Here is a 20,174-nt window from a genome sequence, read left to right as displayed (position 1 = left end):
TATAATATAGTAAGATAAAATTGACGGAGGGGAAAATGAAAAAGGTAACGTGTGAAATAGAAGTAACATTAGATGTAATAGGTGGGAAGTGGAAGCCTATAATATTATATGTACTTATAGAAGATGGAAAAAAGAGATTTGGAGAACTTAAAAGTATAATAAAACATACATCACAAAAGACATTAACAAATCAGCTAAGAGAGCTTGAAAGGGATGGCTTAATAAAGAGACAAGCGTTTAATACAATTCCTCCTAAAGTGGAGTATAGTATTAGTGAAAAAGGAAAAAGTTTATATCCCATACTAGAGGCGATGTGTGATTGGGGTGAGAAAAATAGTGAAGGATATGAATTCTTAAGAAAGATGTGCACAGGAGAAGAGGATGAATAAGAAGAGGATAATTACAATTATAATTGGAGTTATAGTTATAATAGCTATATTTGCAATTATAATAGGAGTAAAAGTTTATGATAAAAAAACTGAGTATGCGTACATAAATAAAAATGGAAATAAATACACAGAAGAACAGTTAGCTACAATAAAAGTAAATAACCTTAGAATTCAGAATATGGAAGAAAGATTACAAAGTGATAGTGGGAGAAATATGGGAAGCTTAACAGTTCAAGGTGCGAAAGATTTAAATGCAGTGATACCTGATGTAGGAAGTGATAGTGCAAGCAATATACTAGGATTGCAAACACAACTCATATCAAATCTTCAACAAGATTTAGCATCTAATTAAATAAATATTGAACTGGGGTTGCATTTGTGATAGAATGAAAAAGAACTGTGCTAGATGGGGAGTTAGCGGTGCCCTGTAACCTGCAATCCGCTATAGCAGGATCGAAGTCCTCAATTGAGGCTTTAGCTTGTTCGGTCTGCCCTATGAAAGTGGTGTTGATGGCTGGGTCCCACGCAATGGAAGCCCATGAACCTTGTCAGGTCTGGAAGGAAGCAGCAATAAGTGGTGTCTTTCCGTGTGCCGTGGATAAATCTGGCCTGAGCTAACTACATAGGTAACGCTTATAAGCTACTGTCGAAGTGAGGTGCGCAGTTTTTTTATGAAAAAAATAAAAAGCGTACATAAATTAAAAAACGCATTTTAAATAATTAAAATAGGTTACTCTTCAATAGGATTAACATATAAAACAATAGGACAAGAAAAAGAGGGATTATTGCCACACAATATAGCCCTCTTTTTCTTATGTAAAAATTAAAGAATCCTTTAATTAATTAAAAATAAAGCTATTAAAAAGAATAAAAGAAATGAAATGATAAAAAATAGGAGTGGATTTAAAATCTACTCCTATTTTAATTCAGAGTAAAATGGTATACTATAAGAAATAAATAAAAGAAAGGATGGTTTTTATGAAGAATGGATTTAATTTAAAGAATACATATTTAGAATTACCAGATATGTTTTATTCTATTCAAGAACCAACAAAGGTAAAAAAGCCAAAGCTTATTAAGATTAATGAGGATTTAATTAAAGAGCTTAGCTTAAACAGAGAATTTTTTGAAAGTGAAGAAGGTTTAGATATATTATCGGGAAATAAGGTTTTTGAAGAAACTACACCGATTTCACAAGCTTACACAGGACACCAATTTGGAAATTTTGCAATGCTTGGAGATGGAAGAGCAGTTCTTTTAGGGGAACATTTAACCCAGGATGGTACACTTTTGGATATTCAACTTAAAGGCTCAGGGAGAACCCCTTATTCAAGAGGTGGAGATGGGAGAGCGGCATTAAAACCAATGTTAAGAGAATATATTATTAGTGAAGGAATGCATGGGCTTAATATAGAAACTAGCAGAAGTTTGGCAGTTGTAGAAACAGGAGAAGAGGTTTATCGTCAAAGTGCTTTAAAGGGAGCTATATTAACACGTATTGCAAAGAGTCATATAAGAGTTGGAACATTCCAATATGCTTTAGCTTTAGGGGGAACAGAAGAAGTTAAGGCTTTAGCTGATTATACTTTAGATAGACATTTTAAAGGATATGAAAGTAGTGAAGATAAGTATATATATCTTTTAAGAGAAGTAGTGAAGAACCAAGCTAAGCTTATCTCAAAATGGATGTTAGTTGGATTTGTTCATGGAGTAATGAATACTGATAATATGCTTATTTCAGGTGAAACAATAGACTATGGACCATGTGCTTTTATGGATGCTTATGATAGTGATACTGTATTTAGTTCAATAGATATGTACGCAAGATATGCTTATGGAAACCAACCTAGTATAGGTGGATGGAACCTTGCAAGGTTTGCAGAAACTTTATTAGATTTAATCCATGAAGATAGAGAAAAAGCTATAGAAATAGCACAAAAAGAAGTAGCTAAATTTACTGTTCTATATAAAGTAGAACAGTTGAAAGGGATGAGAAGAAAGCTAGGACTAGAGCTAGAAAAAGAAGAGGATGAATATTTAATTCAAAGTCTTTTAGGGTTGATGAAAAAGTATAAAGCAGATTATACAAATACATTTATAGCATTAACACTTGATGATTATAGCTTTACAGAATTAAAAGATAAAGAAGAATTTAAAGCGTGGGTTGAAGCGTGGAAAGTTAGGTTAGAAAAAGAAGAAAAAAGCAAAGCAGAAATAATGGAATTAATGAAAAAATCTAATCCATTTGTAATTCCAAGAAATCATAGAGTTGAAGAAGCTTTAGAGGCTGGAAATGAAGGAGACTTTTCTGTAATGGAAAATCTTTTAGAAGCTTTAAAAAATCCTTATGAATATAATAGAGAATATGAGAAATATACAAAACTTCCTGAGAAAAAGGATGTATATGTAACATATTGTGGAACATAAAAAGAAGGTTCAAGTAGTTTTAAGGCTATTTGAACTTTTATTTTTTTAGAGACAAATAACATTTTTTAGTAAAATCTTAGAAATAGAAAAGAAATATAATTCATAGATAAAACGAAAAATATAGAAAAAACTATGGTTTTATATAAATTAAAGTTATTAGAAGATTTAATAAGTTTACAAAATTAAAATGTAAAATATGATTTTAGAGAGAATAAAATCATAGAAAATGGTAAAAGGCTATTGTGAATAAGAAAAAAAGTATGGTAAATACTTTAAATGAGACATAAAAAATACATTTAAATAAAAAATGCATTTTAAATTCAAAAAATTCAAATAATTATAATAAAGTGAGGGATTAAGTTTTTGTTAATAATTAACTTTTAATTAATTAAAGAGTGTTAAAAATACCTATAATACATTATAAATATGGCAAAGAAGAGTAAAAACAACTGTTCAAATAATAGATATATTTTTTATATACAATGGATTTATACAAATTCAGAAAATAAAAGAAATTAAGATTATTAATTTTAAAGTATAAATAAAAAAGAGAGGAATTTGTTTTATGAAGAATTTTCTAAATAGATATCCTTTTGAGGCTGTAGTAGGTCAAGAAAAATTAAAGAGAGCATTAATTTTAAATTTGATTGATGATACTATAGGAGGGATTTTAATAGTAGGAGAAAAAGGCGTTTCCAAATCAACTATAGTTAGAGCTTTAGAAAATATATCTTTAAAAAGGGTGATTACATTACCTCTTAATATAACTGAGGATGCACTTCTTGGAAATATAGATATAGAAAAGACCATAACTGAAGGTAAGATGATAAAGGAAAAAGGACTTCTACAAAAAGCTAAAGATAATATCTTATATATTGATGAGATAAATCTATTAGAGGATAGAATTGTAAATCTTTTATTAGATTCGATAGACGGACATACATATGCAGAAGGTAAGGCATATAGGCAAAATGAATTTATTTTAATTGGAACAATGAATAAAGAGGAAGGCGAACTGAGAAGTGAGTTTTTAGATAGATTTCCAATGTACATAGACATTCAATCAACTAAAGAAGAGGATTTAAGAGTTGATATATTAAAAAGAGTAGCAGAATACGAAAAAGATAAGGTTAAATTTATTTTAAAGTATAGAGAAAAAGAAAAAGCTATTTTTGAAGAAATATTAAAGGCAAAAGAAGCAGTTTTAAAGGTTAAAACTGATGAGGCGATATTAGAAAAAATTGCTAAGATATGCTTAGATTATGGAGTAATTGGACATAGAGCTGATATATATATGAGAAAAGTAGCAATAGGAATAGCAGCTTTAAGTGGAAGAGAAACTGTAACAGAAGAAGATGTTTTAGAAGCAGCAAGCTATGTATTACCACATAGACTTACTAGGTTTCCAGATGAAGAAAAAGAAGATAATGAAGAGAAAGAAAAGGAAAATGACCATTCAGAAGAACAGGAAGATAGTTCAGAGAATGAAGAAGAATTAGAGGATTCAGAAAAAGAAGATGAATCAAATAATTCAGAAAAGAATAATGATAAGCCTGAAGAAAGTAGAGAAGAAGAGAAAGAAGAAACTGAATCAGGAAAAGATAGAGATGATTCAAGTAATTCAAATAATTCACAAGGTAGTGAAGAAACAAAGACTTTTGAAATAGGTGATGAATTAAAGCTTAAGGAGTTTCTTTTAAATAAAGATAAGAAAAAAAGAAAAGGTGGAGGAAAAAGAATAAGCAGTAATTCAAAAGATAATAGAGGAAGATATGTAGGATCAAGTAATAAGGTTATAGGAAATGATATAGCACTTTTAGATACTATAAGATATGCAGCACCTTACCAAAAAAGCCGTGAGAAAAATGGGATGGCAATAAAAATAATAAAAGAAGATATTCGTGGAAAAGTTAGAAAAAGAAAGAGTAGTAGTTTTATAGTTTTTATTGTGGATTCAAGTGGATCTTTAGGGGTTAATAAAAGAATGATTGAGGTTAAGGGAGCAATTCTTTCTATACTTAAGGAATCTTATGTAAAGCGTGATTATGTATCTTTAGTCTTAGCAAGAGGACAAGAGGCAGAGGTTGTATTACCTAAAACGAATAGTGTAGAGCGTGGATATAAGCTATTAAAAGAGATAAAAACAGGTGGTAAAACACCATTAAATTCAGCACTTGTTAAAGGGTTAGAATTAATAAAAAAAGAGCTTAGAAATGATGATTCAATAAAGCCTATTTTAGTAGTTATTTCAGATGGAAAAGGAAATGTAGCTATGAATAGAAACATGAGACCAAAAGAAGAAATGCTTATGATAGGAAAAGAGATTGAAAAAAATAAAGAGATAAAAACAATTGTTTTAGATGTAGAAAAGAAGGGAATGCTAAGCTTCAATTTAGCAAAAACCTTAAGTGAAACAATGAATGGTGAATATTTACATATAGAAAACCTAAAAAAGGATGACATATTAGGTAGCGTAAATAAAATTAAAGAATAGAAGGTGAAGGTATCATGAAAAGAATAGTATACCCATTTACAGGAATTATAGGTCAAGAAGAAATGAAAGAAGGCCTTATTATAAATGCAGTTAACACAAATGTTGGTGGATTATTAGTATTTGGAGAAAAAGGAACAGCAAAATCAACAGCACTTAGAGGTTTTGGAAATTTACTTCCAGATATTAGCGTTGTTAAAGGATGCAGATTTGGTTGTGATATTCACGATAAAGAAAATCTTTGTATAGAATGCCGTAATAGAATAGAAAAGGGCGAGGTTTTAGAAGAAGAATTTAGAAAAATGAAGGTAGTAGAGTTACCTATAGGGGTAACTGAAGATAGAGTAGTAGGTTCTTTAGACATTGAAGAGGCTCTTAAAACTGGAGAAAAAAGATTTGAAATTGGAATCTTAGGTGAAGCTAATAGAGGAATTCTTTATGTAGATGAAATTAATCTTTTAGATGATAATATTGTAGATTTACTTCTAGATTCAGCAGCTATGGGTGTAAATACAGTTGAAAGAGAAGGTGTATCTTTTTCTCATCCTGCTAAATTTATATTAGTAGCAACAATGAATCCTGAAGAGGGAGAATTAAGACCTCAATTATTAGATAGATTTGGATTATCAGTACAAGTAAAAGGAATAAGAAATCCAGAAGAAAGAATAAAGGTAATTAAGAATAGAGGGGAATTTGATAAAGACCCAAATAAATTCTTAAAAGAGTTTGAGCCATTAGAAAATGAATTAAGAGAAAAAATAATAAAAGCAAGAAATATTGTAAGAGATGTAGAGATAAGTGATGAATTACTTTTACTTATAGCGAAGATAGGAATTAAATTTGACATAGATGGACATAGAGGTGATTTAACTTTAATGAAAACAGCTATGACTATAGCCGCATTAGATGGAAGAAAAGAAGTTAAAAGAGATGATATTTTAAAGGCAGCTCCATTAGTTTTATTCCATAGAATGAGAAAACTTCCTTTTGAAGTTAATAGAGAGCTTACAATGGATGATATATTGCAGGCTATTGAGGAGGTTTAAAAGTTATGATTAAAGTAGTATCAATAGTATTTCATTATAGCTACATAGCAATGAAGCCTTTAGAAGAAAAGTTTAAAGGAATGATAGATTTATCAGTATATTCTGCAAAGCTTTTAAGTGAAGATGCTAATATAAATAAGTTATATAAAGAAATAGAAGAGGCAGATGTACTTATTTTAAATAGAACAGCTAGTGATAGCATTTGGGCAGAAGTAGATGGAATTATCCATGAAAGTAAAGGGAAAAAAGTTTATGTGGGGGATGATTTATTAGCTTTTACAAAAACTAAAGAAGAAGTAGAAATCGGAGTTAAAGCAAATGAATACTTCACATTAAATGGAATTAGAAATTTAGAAAATATGGTTAAATTCATTTTAACAGAAGAGAAGTTGTTAGAATTTGAGTATGAAAAGCCAAAGGAAATTCCATGGAATGGATTATTTCACCCTGACTTTGAAGAATATTTTGAAGCTAGAGATGAATATTTAAAAGAAAAACCTCTTAGCAAAAAAGGAAATATAGGAATAATTGCATCAAGAAGTTACTTTATAAATAATGATATTGAAATTGAAAATAAGTTTATAAGATCAATTGAAGAAAAGGGATATGGAGTTGTTCCAATCTTTACATATTACAATAAAGATAATGACAATGGAGAACTTGCACATGGAAATGCAATAAATGAGTTTTTCTTTGATGAAAATGGAAATAGAATTGTAGATGTTGTAATAAAGCTTATAAGCTTTAGTTTAGTTGAAGGAAATTCAAGCTATGGAGACTTTGAAGAAGAAAATATTTTAAGCACGCTAAATTGTCCTATAATGAAGCCGATTGTTTCAAGTAATATGACAATTGAAGAATGGGAAGAAAGCTTAGAAGGTGCAGTAAAGGATATTTCATGGAGTGTAGCACTTCCGGAAATTGAGGGAAATATAGAGCCAGTATTTGTAGGTGCAACTTATAAAGAAAATGGTTTAGAAAAAAGAGTTCCAGTAGAAGAAAGATGTGAAAAAGTCGTTTCGAGAGGGATAAACTTTATAAAACTAAAGAAAAAGGCTAATAAAGATAAAAAAATAGGGATAATTTTAAATAACAGTCCTTGTGCATCAATAGAAGCAAATGTAGGAACAGCATCTAACTTAGATGCATTACAAAGTGTAGTTAATATATTAAATAAGTTAAAGGATGAAGGATATGAAATAAGTGATATTCCAGAGGACGGAAAGGCTTTAGCTAAATTAATATTAGATAAAAAGGCAATATCAGAGTTTAGATGGACAACGGTTGATGAAATTGTTAAAAAAGGTGGAGCACTAGATTTAGTAAGCAAAGAAGAATATATGACTTGGTTTAATAAATTTAGTGAAGAAGCAAAAGCGAAGATAATAAAAGATTGGGGAAACCCACCGGGAGAAGAAAGATTTGATGTACCACCATCTATGGTTTATGATGGAAAAATAATTATTTCAGGAATTCAATTTGGGAATGTAGTAGTTTGTGTTCAACCTAAGAGAGGGTGTTCAGGACCAACTTGTAATGGAACAGTTTGTAAAATACTACATGACCCAGCAGTAGCACCAACACATCAATATATAGGAACATATAGATGGCTTGAAGAAAAGTTTAAGTGTGATGCATTAATTCATATGGGTACACATGGAAACTTAGAGTTTTTACCAGGAAAAGCAGTAGGACTTAGCAAGGATTGTTATACAGATATGTGTATTGGAAATATGCCATACTTTAATATTTATAATGCAGATAATCCACCAGAAGGAACTATAGCAAAAAGAAGAGCATTAGCAACAATAGTAGATCATATGCAAACTGTTATAACTAATGGGGAACTTTATGGACCATTAATAGAGTTAGAAAATTTAATAAATTCATATGAAATGATGGAATTTAAAGATAATGGGCAAAAGCATATTTTAGAGCATATGATTGGTGAAGAAATAAAGAAAGCTGATTTAGATAGCAAAATAAAGGTTGATAACATTCATAATGAGATAGATAAGGTTATAGCTCAAGCTACTAGATTAATAGGTCTTATTAAGGCAACATCTTTAGAAGGTGGAAAACATATTATAGGTGAACTTCCTTTAGAAGAGGAAAATTTATTAGATTTTATAAATGCTATTCTTAGATATGAATCTTATGATGAACCATCATTAAGAAACTTAGTAGGAAGAGCCATTGGATTAGATTTAGAATATTTATTAAATAATCCAGATGAGTTTAATAGAAGCTATGAAAAATTAAATTCAAGTGTTCTTCAAGATTTAGATTTTATAAGCAAAAATGTAATAAAGCAATTTATAAATGGGAAATCTTTATTAGAAGATAAAAACATATATAAAGGTTATGAAATTATAGATGAAGATTTATTAGTTGGAATTGAAATAAAATTCTTAGATAGAACTTTAGACATAAAGAAAAGAATTGAAAAATCAGATGAAATTGGGGCAATTATAAAAGCTTTAAATGGAGATTTTATAAAAAGTGGTCCAGCAGGTGTAATAAATAAAGGAAGAGAAGATATCCTTCCAACAGGAAGAAACTTCTATACTTTAGACCCAGAGACATTACCAACTAGAGCAGCTTATGAAATAGGAAAAAGATTAGGTGAAAAAACAATAGAAAAGCATTTAAAAGAAGAGGGAACATATCCAGAAAACTTTGCTATGTATCTTATGGCAAATGACTTTATGTGGTCAGATGGAGAAGGGATGTGCCAATTATTCTATCTTTTAGGGGTTAAACCAATTTGGAAAGCAAGTGGAAAGGTAGAATCATTTAAAGTGATTCCACTTGAAGAACTTAACAGACCAAGAATAGATGTTACTGTAAAAATATCAGGAATAACAAGAGATTCATTCTACTCAAGAATTGAAATTTTAGATATGGCAATAAGAGCAGTAGCGGCTTTAGATGAACCTATTGAGATGAACTATGTAAGAAAGCATACTTTAGAAAATTTAGAAAAAGGTGAAGTTGAAAACTTTGAAGCTGCAAGTAGTAGAATATTTGGTTCAAAAGCTGGAACATATTTCTCAGCAGTTACAGGGCTTATATATTCTTCAGCATGGAAAGAAAAAGAAGATATAGCAGATGTATTTATGTATTACAATGGATACTCATATGGAAAAAATCTTTACGGAAAAAGAAGCTTAGAGGAATTTAAAAATACATTATCAACTGTAGATATCACTTATAACAAAATATCAGCAGACACACATGATTTACTAGGATGTTGCACATATTTCTCAACACATGGAGGAATGACAGCAGCAGCTAAAAAATTATCTAAAAATAATGTTAAGGCTTACTATGGTGACACAAGAGAAAGCTTAGCTGTAGAAGTTAGAGATTTAAGTGAAGAAATAGAAAGAGTAGTTCGTGGAAAGCTTATAAATCCTAAATGGATAGAAGGGCAAAAGAAACATGGATATACAGGAGCATCAGAAATATCAACTCTTGTAGGAAGAGTATATGGTTGGGATGCAACAACTGATGAAGTTGATGATAAATTATTTGATGGAATTACAAAAACATTTGTATTTGATGATGATAATAGAGAATTCTTTAATGAAAATAACCCTTGGGCGTTAGAAGAAATTGAAAGAAGACTTATAGAAGCATATGAAAGAGGCCTTTGGGAAACTGATGATGAAATTATTGAAGAACTAAAAGAATATTACTTAGAAACAGAAGGCTTTATAGAAGAAGGCATGGTTGATGTAGAAGGTAATTATCAAGGTGGAAGCATTGATGTAGTGGACTTAAAAGAAGTATCATACATTAAAGAAAACATAGAAAATATAAAAGATATGTTTAAATAGCTTATTTTAATAAGAATTTATATAAATTACATTTACGAAGGAGAATTAAATATGAAAAAGAAAAGTATAATTGCAATAATAATTGCAGCAGTAGTAGTTATAGGTGGAGGTATTGCAATTGCAAAATATAACTCAAAAAGCAATACAGAAAGTGGACCTTTAACAATAACTGAAAGTAATGGGCAACAAGTTAAATTAAAAGAAGCACCACAAAGAATAGTTTGTTTAGACCAAGATGCATATAATGTTATAAATATGTTAGGTGGAGACAGTAAAGTTGTTGGTGTATCTCAAATGATGTCTGAGTCAGGAAATGCAAAAGGAAAAACAGTTGCAGGAACATGGCAAGACCCAAATGTATCTAAAATATTAGAACTTAAAGCAAATGTTGTATTAGCATATGCAAATTATACAAACCCAAAAGCAGTAAAACAGTTAGAAGATGCTGGAGTAGAAGTAATTTATATAAATGGAGATAACATTGCTACATTAAATACAGATGTAACAGCAATAGGACAGCTTATAGGGCAACCAGAAAAAGCAGCTAAATTCAATAAAATAGCAGATAAATACTTAAACTTAGTAAAAGAAAGAATAAGTAAAATACCAGCAGATAAGAGAGTTAGCGCATATATAGAAGAATACCAAAAAGACCAAACAGCAGGTAAAGGAAGTGCATCACAAAGCTTCTTAGATGCAGCAGGAATAAACAATATAGCTGCAAATGAAGGACAATTTGCAACAGTAAACCCATCATGGATATTAGGTAAAAATCCTGATATGATAATTAAGCTTGAAGCAGATGGTATGGGTGTACTTGGAAATAATGTAACAAATCCTGAAAATGCTAAAAAAGCATACACTGAACTTGTATCAAGACCAGGATACAAAGATTTAAAAGCAGTAAAAAATAATAATGTACACTTAATGGATAGTACATTAGTATTATCAGATACTAACGTAATTCCAGGAGTATTATATGCTGCTAAATGGGCATACCCAGAGCAATTTAAAGATATAAATCCAGCAAATGTTATGCAAGAAATTCAAAAAGATTTAGGCGAGCCAGCAAGCAAAGGTTTATTAGAATATAGTGGAAACTAGTAATTTAAAAAGCTTTTACAATAAAAAAAAGAAAAAGAATATAATTATGTTAATAACACTAGGCATTAGCTTAGTGTTATTAACTATAATAGCAATTTCCATTGGTGGTAATGGAGGAATTAAAAATATTTTTAAGTTGCTAGGCAATTTATTTGGAATGCATAACGAAGTAAGTGGATTAGACAAAACTGTATTATTAGATTTAAGACTTCCAAGAATAATTATGGATATATTAGTGGGAATAGCATTATCCTTAGCAGGACTTTTAATGCAAGGGGTTTTTCAAAATCCATTAGTAAGTCCATATACTCTTGGAATATCTAATGGAGCAGCATTTGGAGCAGCATTATGTATGGTGCTTGGAGGAAATTTAACATTTTTAGGTCAATATGCCCTTCCGATTTCAGCCTTTATTGGTGCATTAGTAACAATAATTTTAGTTTATTTTATATGGAAGGCAACAGGAAAAGGAAATGGAAGCATAATTTTAGTAGGAATGTCTATAGGATATCTTTTTTCAGCAATGCTATCATTTTTACAATATACAGGTAGCAGAAATGCATTACCTAAGATAGTCTTTTGGATGATGGGTTCTATAGCAAATGTGTCATGGATAGCAGTTATAATTATGGCTATGGTTGATATAATAGGAATAGTTGTAGTTATTTCATTTGCATGGGATTTTAATATTATGGAATATGGAAGAGATATAGCAATAAGCTTAGGTGTAGACTATGATAAGATTAGAAATTTAGCAATTGTTATAGCTACAATACTTACAGCCACAGCAGTTGCCTTTACTGGAATAATAGGATTTGTTGGATTAATGGCACCTCAGGTAGTTAGAATTTTATTAGGAAGAGATTATAGATATACTGGAATTGGAGCAATATTATTTGGTGGGATACTAGTATTACTATCAGATACAATAGCAAGAACAATTATGTATCCAGTAGATTTACCAATAGGGATAATAACATCCTTTGTAGGAGTTCCATTCTTCTTATATTTAGTAATTAAAAGAAGGTAGAAGATAATGTTAGAAATAAAGAATTTAGAATTTTCTTATGGGAAAAAGCAAATTTTAAAAGATATAAGCTTTAAATGTGAAGAGGGGCAAGTGGTAGGAATTTTAGGGCCAAATGGTTCAGGAAAAACTACACTTATAAGAAATATATTAGGTATAGAAAAGTTAGATAAAGGAAATATACTTTTAAATGATGAAAATATTAATAAGCTAGGATTACAAGAAAAAGCAAAAAAAATAGCATATGTACCACAAATGTTAAGTGATAACTTTAATATAACAGTTATGGAATTAATATTATCAGGACTTAAGCCACATATAAGCTTTAAAATTGGCGAAGAAGAGCTTGAAAAAGCAGATGAATTGATGAAGGAATTTAATATTTTACATTTAACGGATAAGAATTTTAATGACTTATCAGGTGGGCAAAAGCAAAAGGTATTAATATGCAAAGCAATATTACAAAGAACAGATATATGTATATTAGATGAGCCAATTAGCTTTTTAGATTTAGGAAATAGCATAGAAATTTTGAAAATAATTAAGAAGTTAGCAAAAGAATCTAAAAAAACAATATTGATAATAATACATGATTTAAATATGGCAAAAGCCTTTTCAGATAAAATATTATTAATGAAAGATGGAAAGGTAGTTCAATTTGACTATACAGACAAAGTTTTGACTTGTGAGCAAATTAAAAAAATATATAATGTAGATGTAAAAATAGTAGAAAATAGTATAATACCCATAATATAAGGAAAAGTTCAAGTAGAAGGTTACTACTTGAACTTTTTGCTTATCGTTTTTCTAAATCAACAAATTCAAAAATTAATCCACTTTTTTCATCAGCAAGTTCACCAGAAATGTGGATAGTTTGCCATTTTGAATAATCAATCTGTGGAAAAAATGTATCTGCATCAAAATCTTTTTTTACATTAGTTATATACATCTTAGAGCAGTAAGGTGAAAGTAGATTATAAATCTCCCCACCACCTATAACAAAGGTTTCTTCAGTAGAATTTTGAAATAAAGAAATACACTGTTCTATTGAATATAGAACGGTAACTTTTTCTGAATCTACAGAGAAAGACTTATCTCTAGTTAGGATGTAATGATGTCTATTTGGTAAAATTCCAGGAAGAGACTCGAAAGTCTTTCTTCCCATAAGAATATTATGACCAGAAGTTATACTCTTAAATCTTTTAAGGTCTTCTGATATATGCCATAAAAGTTTATTATCTAAACCAATAGCATTATTAGAGGCTTTAGCCACAATAATTGAAAGCATTAAACAGAAACCTCCATTTTTATTGAAGGATGATATTCATAATTTTCAAGTTTTATATCATCAATCGTAAAATCATAAAAATCAGTTATCTCAGGATTTATCCAAAGCTTAGGAGCTTCAAAAGCTTCAGTTCTTCTTGTAAGTTGAAGTTTCATTCCCTCCACTTGATTTTCATAAATATGAGCATTGTTTATAACATGAGTAAATAAACCAGGCTTAAGACCTGTCACTTGTGCAATTAAATGAACAAGTACTGCATATTGTGTTGTATTAAACGGTACTCCTAATGGTGCGTCACCTGAACGTTGGACAAGCATACAGTTTAATTTTCCATCGGTTACGTCCCACATTGTAAGGAAGCAACAAGGGTGCAAAGCACCTGTTTCAAGATATGGAATTTGCCAAAGGTTTATCATCATTCTTCTATCTTGAGGATTTGTTTTTAATGCGTGGATAAGTTCATCTAATTGGTTGAATTTTTTTACTATCCAGCCGTATGATGTTCCGATTGTTCCATCTTCCATCATCCATTCATTCCAAATCTTAACGTTTTGCTCTTGTAGTTTTTTTACACTATTTGATTGGTCTTTATATATCCAAAGTAGCTCTTTTACAGCTGTTTTAAATGCAACAAATTTAGTTGTTAGAATAGGAAATTCCTTTTCTAAGTTAAATTGCATTATTTGATGTGGCAATTTAAGTGTTGCAACGCCAGTTCTATTTTGATCATAATATCCATTCTCTAATATGTTTTCTACTAAGTTAAGATATTGTTTATCGTATAGACTCATAAGTTTCACCTTCCTTCTAAGTAATCATGTCTAATTTTATCATAAAATGGACTATTAAAAATAAAAAAAATTTTTTTGGAAAAAATTTTAATTTCATATGAATTTCACAGTGAATAATTATTATAAGGTTGTAACATTTAATTGGAGAGAAGCAAAATGAAAACTAAAAAATTTATTAAAGCTATTATAGGAATGTCTATGATAACGATTTTATTAGCTGGATGTGGAAGTCAGGAGGAGAAACCTCCAGTTGTGACAGATATTGAAGCTAAGAAAGAAGAGTATATGGACATGAAGGAGAAGTACAAAGCTGTTTTCGAAACTGAAAATGAAAAGGGAGAAAAATTAAAGTATTCCGTTATGATTAACAGGGCTGAACGAACTACTGATAGAACTACTGGGCTAGATGATATGAAGGATGTAACTATCATAACTTACGAGTACGAACTATTAGAAGGGGATGGAGAATTATTTATTACAAGCGGTGACTTTTTAATTAAAGATCAAGATGGTGAAGCGTTAGAAAAGTATGCAGGCTATCAAGATTTTAATGCTGAAAAGGTATCGAAAGGTAAGAAATGTAAAGCTCAAATGGTCTTTGGCAGCAAAGATAAGAAATTAGAAGGAATAACAGCAGAAATAGTTGACCCAGTTACAAAGAAGGTTTTAGGAAAATGGAATTTAAAACTTCAACAACGAAATTATATAACAGGATAGGGAAAAGAAGTTTTCTTTTGAAGCATCACAATTAAAGTACCTAAAATAAAAAGGGGGAATATGAGTGAAATTTATGGACAAGATGGCATCAGGATTAGAAAAATTCTTAATGCCAATCGCAGAAAAGTTAGGTAGTCAAAAGCAATTATGTGCAATAAGGGATGGATTTATTGCAACATTACCAATTTCTATGGCTGGGGCTTTAGGGTCACTGTTAAAAAATGTATTATTTCAAGACACATCAGTAATAGGGGCAAAATTAAATCAAATGTCAGGTTATGCTGAATCGGTACAGCCATTTTTAACAAAATATATGGTGCCTTTTACAGCAAATATGTGGTGGGGAACTATAGCGTTAACAACTATATTCTTAGTTATAACAATAGGATATTCTCTTGGTAGAACTTATGAAGTTGATCCATTAGCTACTGCATTAGTATGTTTAGGAGCATTCTTTACAATAATGCCAGATACAGCAAAGGTTTCTGTAACTCCAGAAGGAGCAACAAAAGCAATTGAAGGTATGTCGTGGGGAATGATTCATTATAGCAACTTTAACTCAACCGCTATGTTTACCGGTATGTTAATTGCAATTATTGGTGCACAAATTTTTGTATGGTTTACTAAGAAAGGCTTTACTATTAAGATGCCTGAACAAGTACCACCAGCAGTATCAAAAGCATTTGCAGCAGTTGTACCAGCGGTTATAGTTATAAGTCTTGCAGGTATGGTTTATGCAATAACAGTTGCAGGAATTGGAACAGAGCTAAAGGTATTAATAGAAAAAGCTATTCAAGAGCCTTTAATGGCACTTGGACAATCACCAATAACTTATATAGCACTAGCAACACTTTCACAATTCTTATGGTTCTTTGGGTTACATGGATTAAACATGATAGAACCAGCATTAAATACTATGTACAAGCCACCATTAATAGCTAACTTAGAAGCAGTTAACGCAGGTGGAGAAGCTACATTCACATTAACAAGAAACTTTATTGATGTTTATGGAATGCCAGGAGGTTCAGGTGGAACATTAGCTCTTTTAATAGCTATATTCATCTTCTCAAAAAGACAAGAATCTAGAGAACTTGCAAAACTTGCAATAGCACCAGGTATATTCAACATTAATGAGCCAGTAATCTTTGGATTACCACTTGTTTTAAATCCAATATACTTTATACCATTTGTAATTACACCAGGTATCTGCATTGGAATTGCATACTTCTTCACAGAGGTCGTACAGTTTGCAGACCGAATCTATATAGATGCAGGTTGGATAATGCCACCAGTATTCTCAGCAGTTATAACAACAGGTGGAGATATTAAAGCTGGAATTTTAGCAGCAGGATTAATATTATTATCAGTATTAATTTGGACACCATTTGTAATAGCAGCAAACAAGGTTGGAGCTAATGAGTAAAAGATAAAAAATAAGCGAACTCCTGAAAATGGAGTTCGCCTTTTATTTTTTAAATAAAAATGATATGTAAAAGCATTAATATTATAAAAAGAATTCCTAAATGTTTATGTGATTTAAAACCTTTATTAAATATTCTAAGAAATCCTGAAAAGAATATAATAAGAAGGTTTATTGCAGCAAGTGCTCCAAAAATATATCCAATATTCCATTTAAATCCTAAGTGTAGGAATATATATACGTGAACCATTATTATTATGAAGCCTATTAAAGCTAATGGTACATGGAATTTTTGAATTATTTTAGAAACAAAAATAAGAAATTTTTTTATGTAAGCTATAAGAAAATTAGAGATTCCTTCTTTGCTATCATCAGATAATTTTAGCTTTGTTTTATCAGTTTGTTTCCAAATGAAATTAAAGGTTTTTGGATTAAGATATCGTATAATTAATCGTAGTACCCATAGTGCTATAACTATAAAGAATAGTATTTCGCAAACAGTTCCAATTGTTGAACCAAACTTATGAAGAACCCTATATCCAAAGTCAAATAAGAAATTATTTTGTATAGAAAGGAATATTAAGCCTAAAGTTATAATTGCTATAATAAAACCGATAGAAAAGATTCTAAGGTTATATTTTTGGTTTGGTAATAATTTTTTTTTCAAGATTATCCCCTACTTTCAAAGTTTATAAATAAAGTTTATATTATTTTATTAGAATAAAACAATATAAAACTATTACAAAAATGTATCTAAAATATAAAAATACTATGTCTAAGATTTATTTTTACAAAAAATAGGTTTTTTTATACTATAAAGATTCTATTAAAAGAAATAATTGGCTAAAATTATAAAAGGATATAAAATAAATTTAAATATTTTTTTTCATTATAGTATAATGAATAGTAAAGAAGAATTTAATAAATTAAATTTTACATATTTGTATTTTATAAAAGGATGGTGCAAAGTTTGGCATATACAGCTTTATATAGAGAGTGGCGTCCTAAAACATTTGAGGATGTTATAGGGCAAGAACACATAACAACAACACTTAAAAATCAAATATTAAATGATAGAATAGCTCACGCATATCTTTTCTGTGGAACTAGAGGTACAGGTAAAACATCTACAGCAAAGGTTTTTGCAAAGGCATTAAATTGTTTAAATTCAAAAGATGGAGAGCCTTGTAATGAGTGTGAAAACTGTAAAAGGATAGATGAAGGGCTTTTAATGGATGTTACAGAACTTGATGCAGCTTCTAACAATGGAGTTGATAAGATTCGTGATATTATAGATGATGCAAAATATCCACCACAAGAATCAAGATTTAAGATATATATTATGGATGAGGTTCATATGCTTTCAACAGGAGCAGTAAATGCTTTCTTAAAAACACTTGAAGAACCTCCTAAAAATGTAATATTTATTTTAGCAACAACAGACCCTCAGAAGTTACCTATAACAATTCTTTCAAGGTGTCAAAGGTTTGATTTTAAAAGGATAGGAAATGAAACAATAGTTAAAAGACTTAGAACTATTGTAGACGCTAAAGGAATATTTGCAGAGGATAAGAGTTTAGAGCTTATAGCAAGAGTTTCAGATGGAGCTATGAGAGATTCTTTAAGTATTTTAGATCAGGCTATTGCAATGGGTGATGGTAAGGTTGATTACTCAGAATTAATTGGAATGCTTGGTCTTGTAACAAATGAATACTTATTCCAAATAGTTTCTGCCTGTATAGAAAGAGATATTGAAAAATCTGTACAAATAATAGATAAAATTGTTTATGCAGGAAAAGATGTTTATTTATTTATAAAAGATTTGATAGCACATTATAGAAATCTTATGATGGTTAAAGTAACTAGTAATCCAGAAGAAGTTTTAGATATGTCTCTTGAGAATATTAAGCTTTTAAAGGAACAAAGTGAAAGAATACGAGTAGAAGAAATAATGAGATGCATTAGAATTTTTCAAGAATGTGAAAATGATGCAAAAGCTACAAAACAGGGGAGACTTTATTTAGAATTATCAGTAATAAAGGTTTGTAAAATACAATATGATACATCAAATGAAGTTATTTTAGCTAGAATAAATAAGCTTGAAGGTGCGTTAAAATCAGGAAAAATTGCAGTAGCTTCAGTAGAGGGGAATAGTGAAGTACAAAAAGGAAGTACAAAGGTAGAGACTAAAGCTCCAGCGCCTAAGAAAAGGGTTGTATCAGAACCGGTTGATGAAAATAGTACAATTACTATTGATGATGTAAAAAGAGCATGGAAAGATATATTAGAAAGCTTTAAAAATAGAAGGCAAATGATAATATATGCTTCTATAACTACAGGAAAACCAGTATCATGTAGCGGTGGTGTAATTACAGTAAATTATGATAATCAATATTCCTTTAGTAAGGATAGATTAGAAAAACCAGAGAATAATAAAATAGTAAATGATGTTTTTACAGAGATATTAAAATCAAGAATAAGAGTTGAATTTACTGTTGATGCAGGAGCTGATGAAGTAAAGTCAGCAGAAGATGAATTAGTAAATATTATAGGTGAAGACTTTTTAGAAATAATAGATGAATAGTATATTACTAAATAGTATTAATTATAGAAAACTTTAATCAAATACTATATAATTAAAATAGATTTTTTTAAAACAAGGAGGAAATTTAAAATGGCAAAAGGCGGATTCCCAGGTATGGGTAACATGAATAACTTAATGAAGCAAGCTCAACAAATGCAAAAGAAAATGGAGCAAATGCAAAAAGACATGGAAGAAAAGGAATTTGAAGCATCAGTAGGTGGCGGAGCTGTTACTGTAAAAGCTAATGGTAAAAAAGAAGTATTAGGGATAAAAATAAATCCAGAAGTTGTTGACGAAGATGATGTAGAAATGTTAGAAGACTTAGTACTAAGTGCTGTAAATGAAGTATTAAGAAAAGTTGATGAAGAAACTTCAAGTCAAATGGGTCAAGTAACTGGTGGAATGAATATACCAGGGTTATTTTAGTTTAAAAAGCTATGCATGAGAAGTGCATAGCTTTTTTTTATTGAAATAAAAAATGCTTGAAGAAAAATATGTATATATATGTTAAAATATATATATAATGTAAACATTATTATTAATGTAAAAGGTGAGGGTTAAATTGAGGCATCTAATGAGAGAGAAATTTAAGATAGACGTAGTATTAATTATGTTAACTATGCTTGCAATAATATTTAGAATAATAGACGTTGAATTAGCTTTTGGAATAAATATAAATATATCATTGGTTTTTGTTATATTGATAATGTTATGTTTTGGTATAAAAAAAGCAATAATTGTAGAAGGGACTATAATTATTTTGGAGATGATTTTCTTTAATGGAGAGATGATAAGTATTATAAATATAATCCAATTGATTTTTTTGTGGTATGTATGTATTAAAAAATTTAAGTTAAACATAATCCTAGGTGAAATAATATTTAGTATTATAGGAATATTTCCATTAATGTATAGTGTATATTTTCTATCAGTAACAAAAGATGTTGCAGATTATTATAAATTCACAATATTATTTCTAATTATTAATGGAATATTGAATGTTTTTTTAGCAGAACTAATATATGTGTATTTTATAAAAAATAAGCTA

The 20,174-nt window shown here is 29.7% G+C and carries 17 protein-coding genes and 1 other RNA gene; 15 read left to right on the top strand and 3 right to left on the bottom strand.

Going from position 1 to position 20,174, the window contains the following annotated elements:
• Positions 1–35: 35 nt before the first annotated feature.
• The 10 genes from ACRC28_RS13530 (at position 36) to ACRC28_RS13485 (ending at position 13,082) form a co-directional block, all read left to right on the top strand.
• Complete coding sequence (locus tag ACRC28_RS13530) at positions 36–389, top strand: winged helix-turn-helix transcriptional regulator (protein WP_438543973.1); 354 nt, start codon at positions 36–38, stop codon at positions 387–389.
• Positions 382–741, top strand: coding sequence for a hypothetical protein (locus tag ACRC28_RS13525; RefSeq protein ID WP_438543972.1), 360 nt, complete (start codon positions 382–384; stop codon positions 739–741). The genes ACRC28_RS13530 and ACRC28_RS13525 overlap by 8 nt, the downstream gene beginning before the upstream one ends.
• Positions 742–786: 45 nt before the next feature.
• An RNA gene (ffs, locus tag ACRC28_RS13520) (signal recognition particle sRNA large type) lies at positions 787–1,053 on the top strand.
• A 293-nt stretch (positions 1,054–1,346) separates the two neighbouring features.
• A complete protein-coding gene (locus ACRC28_RS13515; protein ID WP_438543990.1) occupies positions 1,347–2,816 on the top strand; it encodes a protein adenylyltransferase SelO in 1,470 nt (489 codons plus the stop codon).
• 565 nt (positions 2,817–3,381) lie between these two features.
• Positions 3,382–5,310, top strand: coding sequence for a VWA domain-containing protein (locus ACRC28_RS13510; RefSeq protein ID WP_438543971.1), 1,929 nt, complete (start codon positions 3,382–3,384; stop codon positions 5,308–5,310).
• Positions 5,311–5,324: 14 nt separating this feature from the next.
• Positions 5,325–6,353: an ATP-binding protein gene (locus ACRC28_RS13505; RefSeq protein WP_438543970.1), complete on the top strand. Its 1,029-nt coding sequence runs from the start codon at positions 5,325–5,327 to the stop codon at positions 6,351–6,353.
• Between the two features lie 5 nt (positions 6,354–6,358).
• The gene (gene cobN, locus ACRC28_RS13500; RefSeq protein WP_438543969.1) at positions 6,359–10,195 is read left to right on the top strand and encodes a cobaltochelatase subunit CobN; all 3,837 of its coding nucleotides are present in this window, start codon (positions 6,359–6,361) and stop codon (positions 10,193–10,195) included.
• A 51-nt stretch (positions 10,196–10,246) separates the two neighbouring features.
• Entirely contained in the window at positions 10,247–11,299 is a 1,053-nt protein-coding gene (locus ACRC28_RS13495; RefSeq protein WP_438543968.1) for an ABC transporter substrate-binding protein, read from the top strand.
• A complete protein-coding gene (locus tag ACRC28_RS13490) occupies positions 11,289–12,329 on the top strand; it encodes a FecCD family ABC transporter permease (RefSeq protein ID WP_438543967.1) in 1,041 nt (346 codons plus the stop codon). The genes ACRC28_RS13495 and ACRC28_RS13490 overlap by 11 nt, the downstream gene beginning before the upstream one ends.
• A gap of 6 nt (positions 12,330–12,335) precedes the next feature.
• Complete coding sequence (locus tag ACRC28_RS13485; protein WP_438543966.1) at positions 12,336–13,082, top strand: ABC transporter ATP-binding protein; 747 nt, start codon at positions 12,336–12,338, stop codon at positions 13,080–13,082.
• Between the two features lie 40 nt (positions 13,083–13,122).
• Here ACRC28_RS13485 and ACRC28_RS13480 read toward each other — a convergent pair whose 3' ends face one another.
• Both ACRC28_RS13480 and ACRC28_RS13475 read right to left on the bottom strand, forming a co-directional pair.
• Positions 13,123–13,614, bottom strand: coding sequence for a dihydrofolate reductase (locus ACRC28_RS13480; RefSeq protein WP_438543965.1), 492 nt, complete (start codon positions 13,612–13,614; stop codon positions 13,123–13,125).
• The gene (locus ACRC28_RS13475; RefSeq protein ID WP_438543964.1) at positions 13,614–14,405 is read right to left on the bottom strand and encodes a thymidylate synthase; all 792 of its coding nucleotides are present in this window, start codon (positions 14,403–14,405) and stop codon (positions 13,614–13,616) included. Before ACRC28_RS13475 ends, ACRC28_RS13480 begins: the two co-directional genes overlap by 1 nt.
• A gap of 156 nt (positions 14,406–14,561) precedes the next feature.
• On the opposite strand from ACRC28_RS13475, the gene ACRC28_RS13470 reads away from it, so the two are divergent.
• Together ACRC28_RS13470 and ACRC28_RS13465 are read left to right on the top strand one after the other, a co-directional pair.
• Positions 14,562–15,122, top strand: a complete 561-nt coding sequence (locus ACRC28_RS13470; protein ID WP_438543963.1) for a hypothetical protein — start codon at positions 14,562–14,564, stop codon at positions 15,120–15,122.
• 73 nt (positions 15,123–15,195) lie between these two features.
• Positions 15,196–16,545, top strand: a complete 1,350-nt coding sequence (locus tag ACRC28_RS13465) for a PTS sugar transporter subunit IIC (protein ID WP_438543989.1) — start codon at positions 15,196–15,198, stop codon at positions 16,543–16,545.
• 49 nt (positions 16,546–16,594) lie between these two features.
• Here ACRC28_RS13465 and ACRC28_RS13460 read toward each other — a convergent pair whose 3' ends face one another.
• A complete protein-coding gene (locus ACRC28_RS13460) occupies positions 16,595–17,209 on the bottom strand; it encodes a hypothetical protein (protein WP_438543962.1) in 615 nt (204 codons plus the stop codon).
• Between the two features lie 303 nt (positions 17,210–17,512).
• On the opposite strand from ACRC28_RS13460, the gene dnaX reads away from it, so the two are divergent.
• The 3 genes from dnaX to ACRC28_RS13445 all read left to right on the top strand — a co-directional run.
• Entirely contained in the window at positions 17,513–19,126 is a 1,614-nt protein-coding gene (gene dnaX / locus ACRC28_RS13455) for a DNA polymerase III subunit gamma/tau (RefSeq protein WP_438543961.1), read from the top strand.
• Positions 19,127–19,216: 90 nt separating this feature from the next.
• Entirely contained in the window at positions 19,217–19,552 is a 336-nt protein-coding gene (locus tag ACRC28_RS13450; RefSeq protein ID WP_438543960.1) for a YbaB/EbfC family nucleoid-associated protein, read from the top strand.
• Positions 19,553–19,700: 148 nt separating this feature from the next.
• The coding region (locus ACRC28_RS13445) for a hypothetical protein (RefSeq protein ID WP_438543959.1) at positions 19,701–20,174 on the top strand (474 nt) is incomplete at its 3' end.

It is taken from the genome of Clostridium sp., from assembly GCF_051650885.1.
Taxonomy (GTDB): domain Bacteria; phylum Bacillota; class Clostridia; order Clostridiales; family Clostridiaceae; genus Clostridium.
Note: the sequence above shows the minus strand (reverse complement) of the source record. Positions and strands in the feature narration are given on the sequence as shown.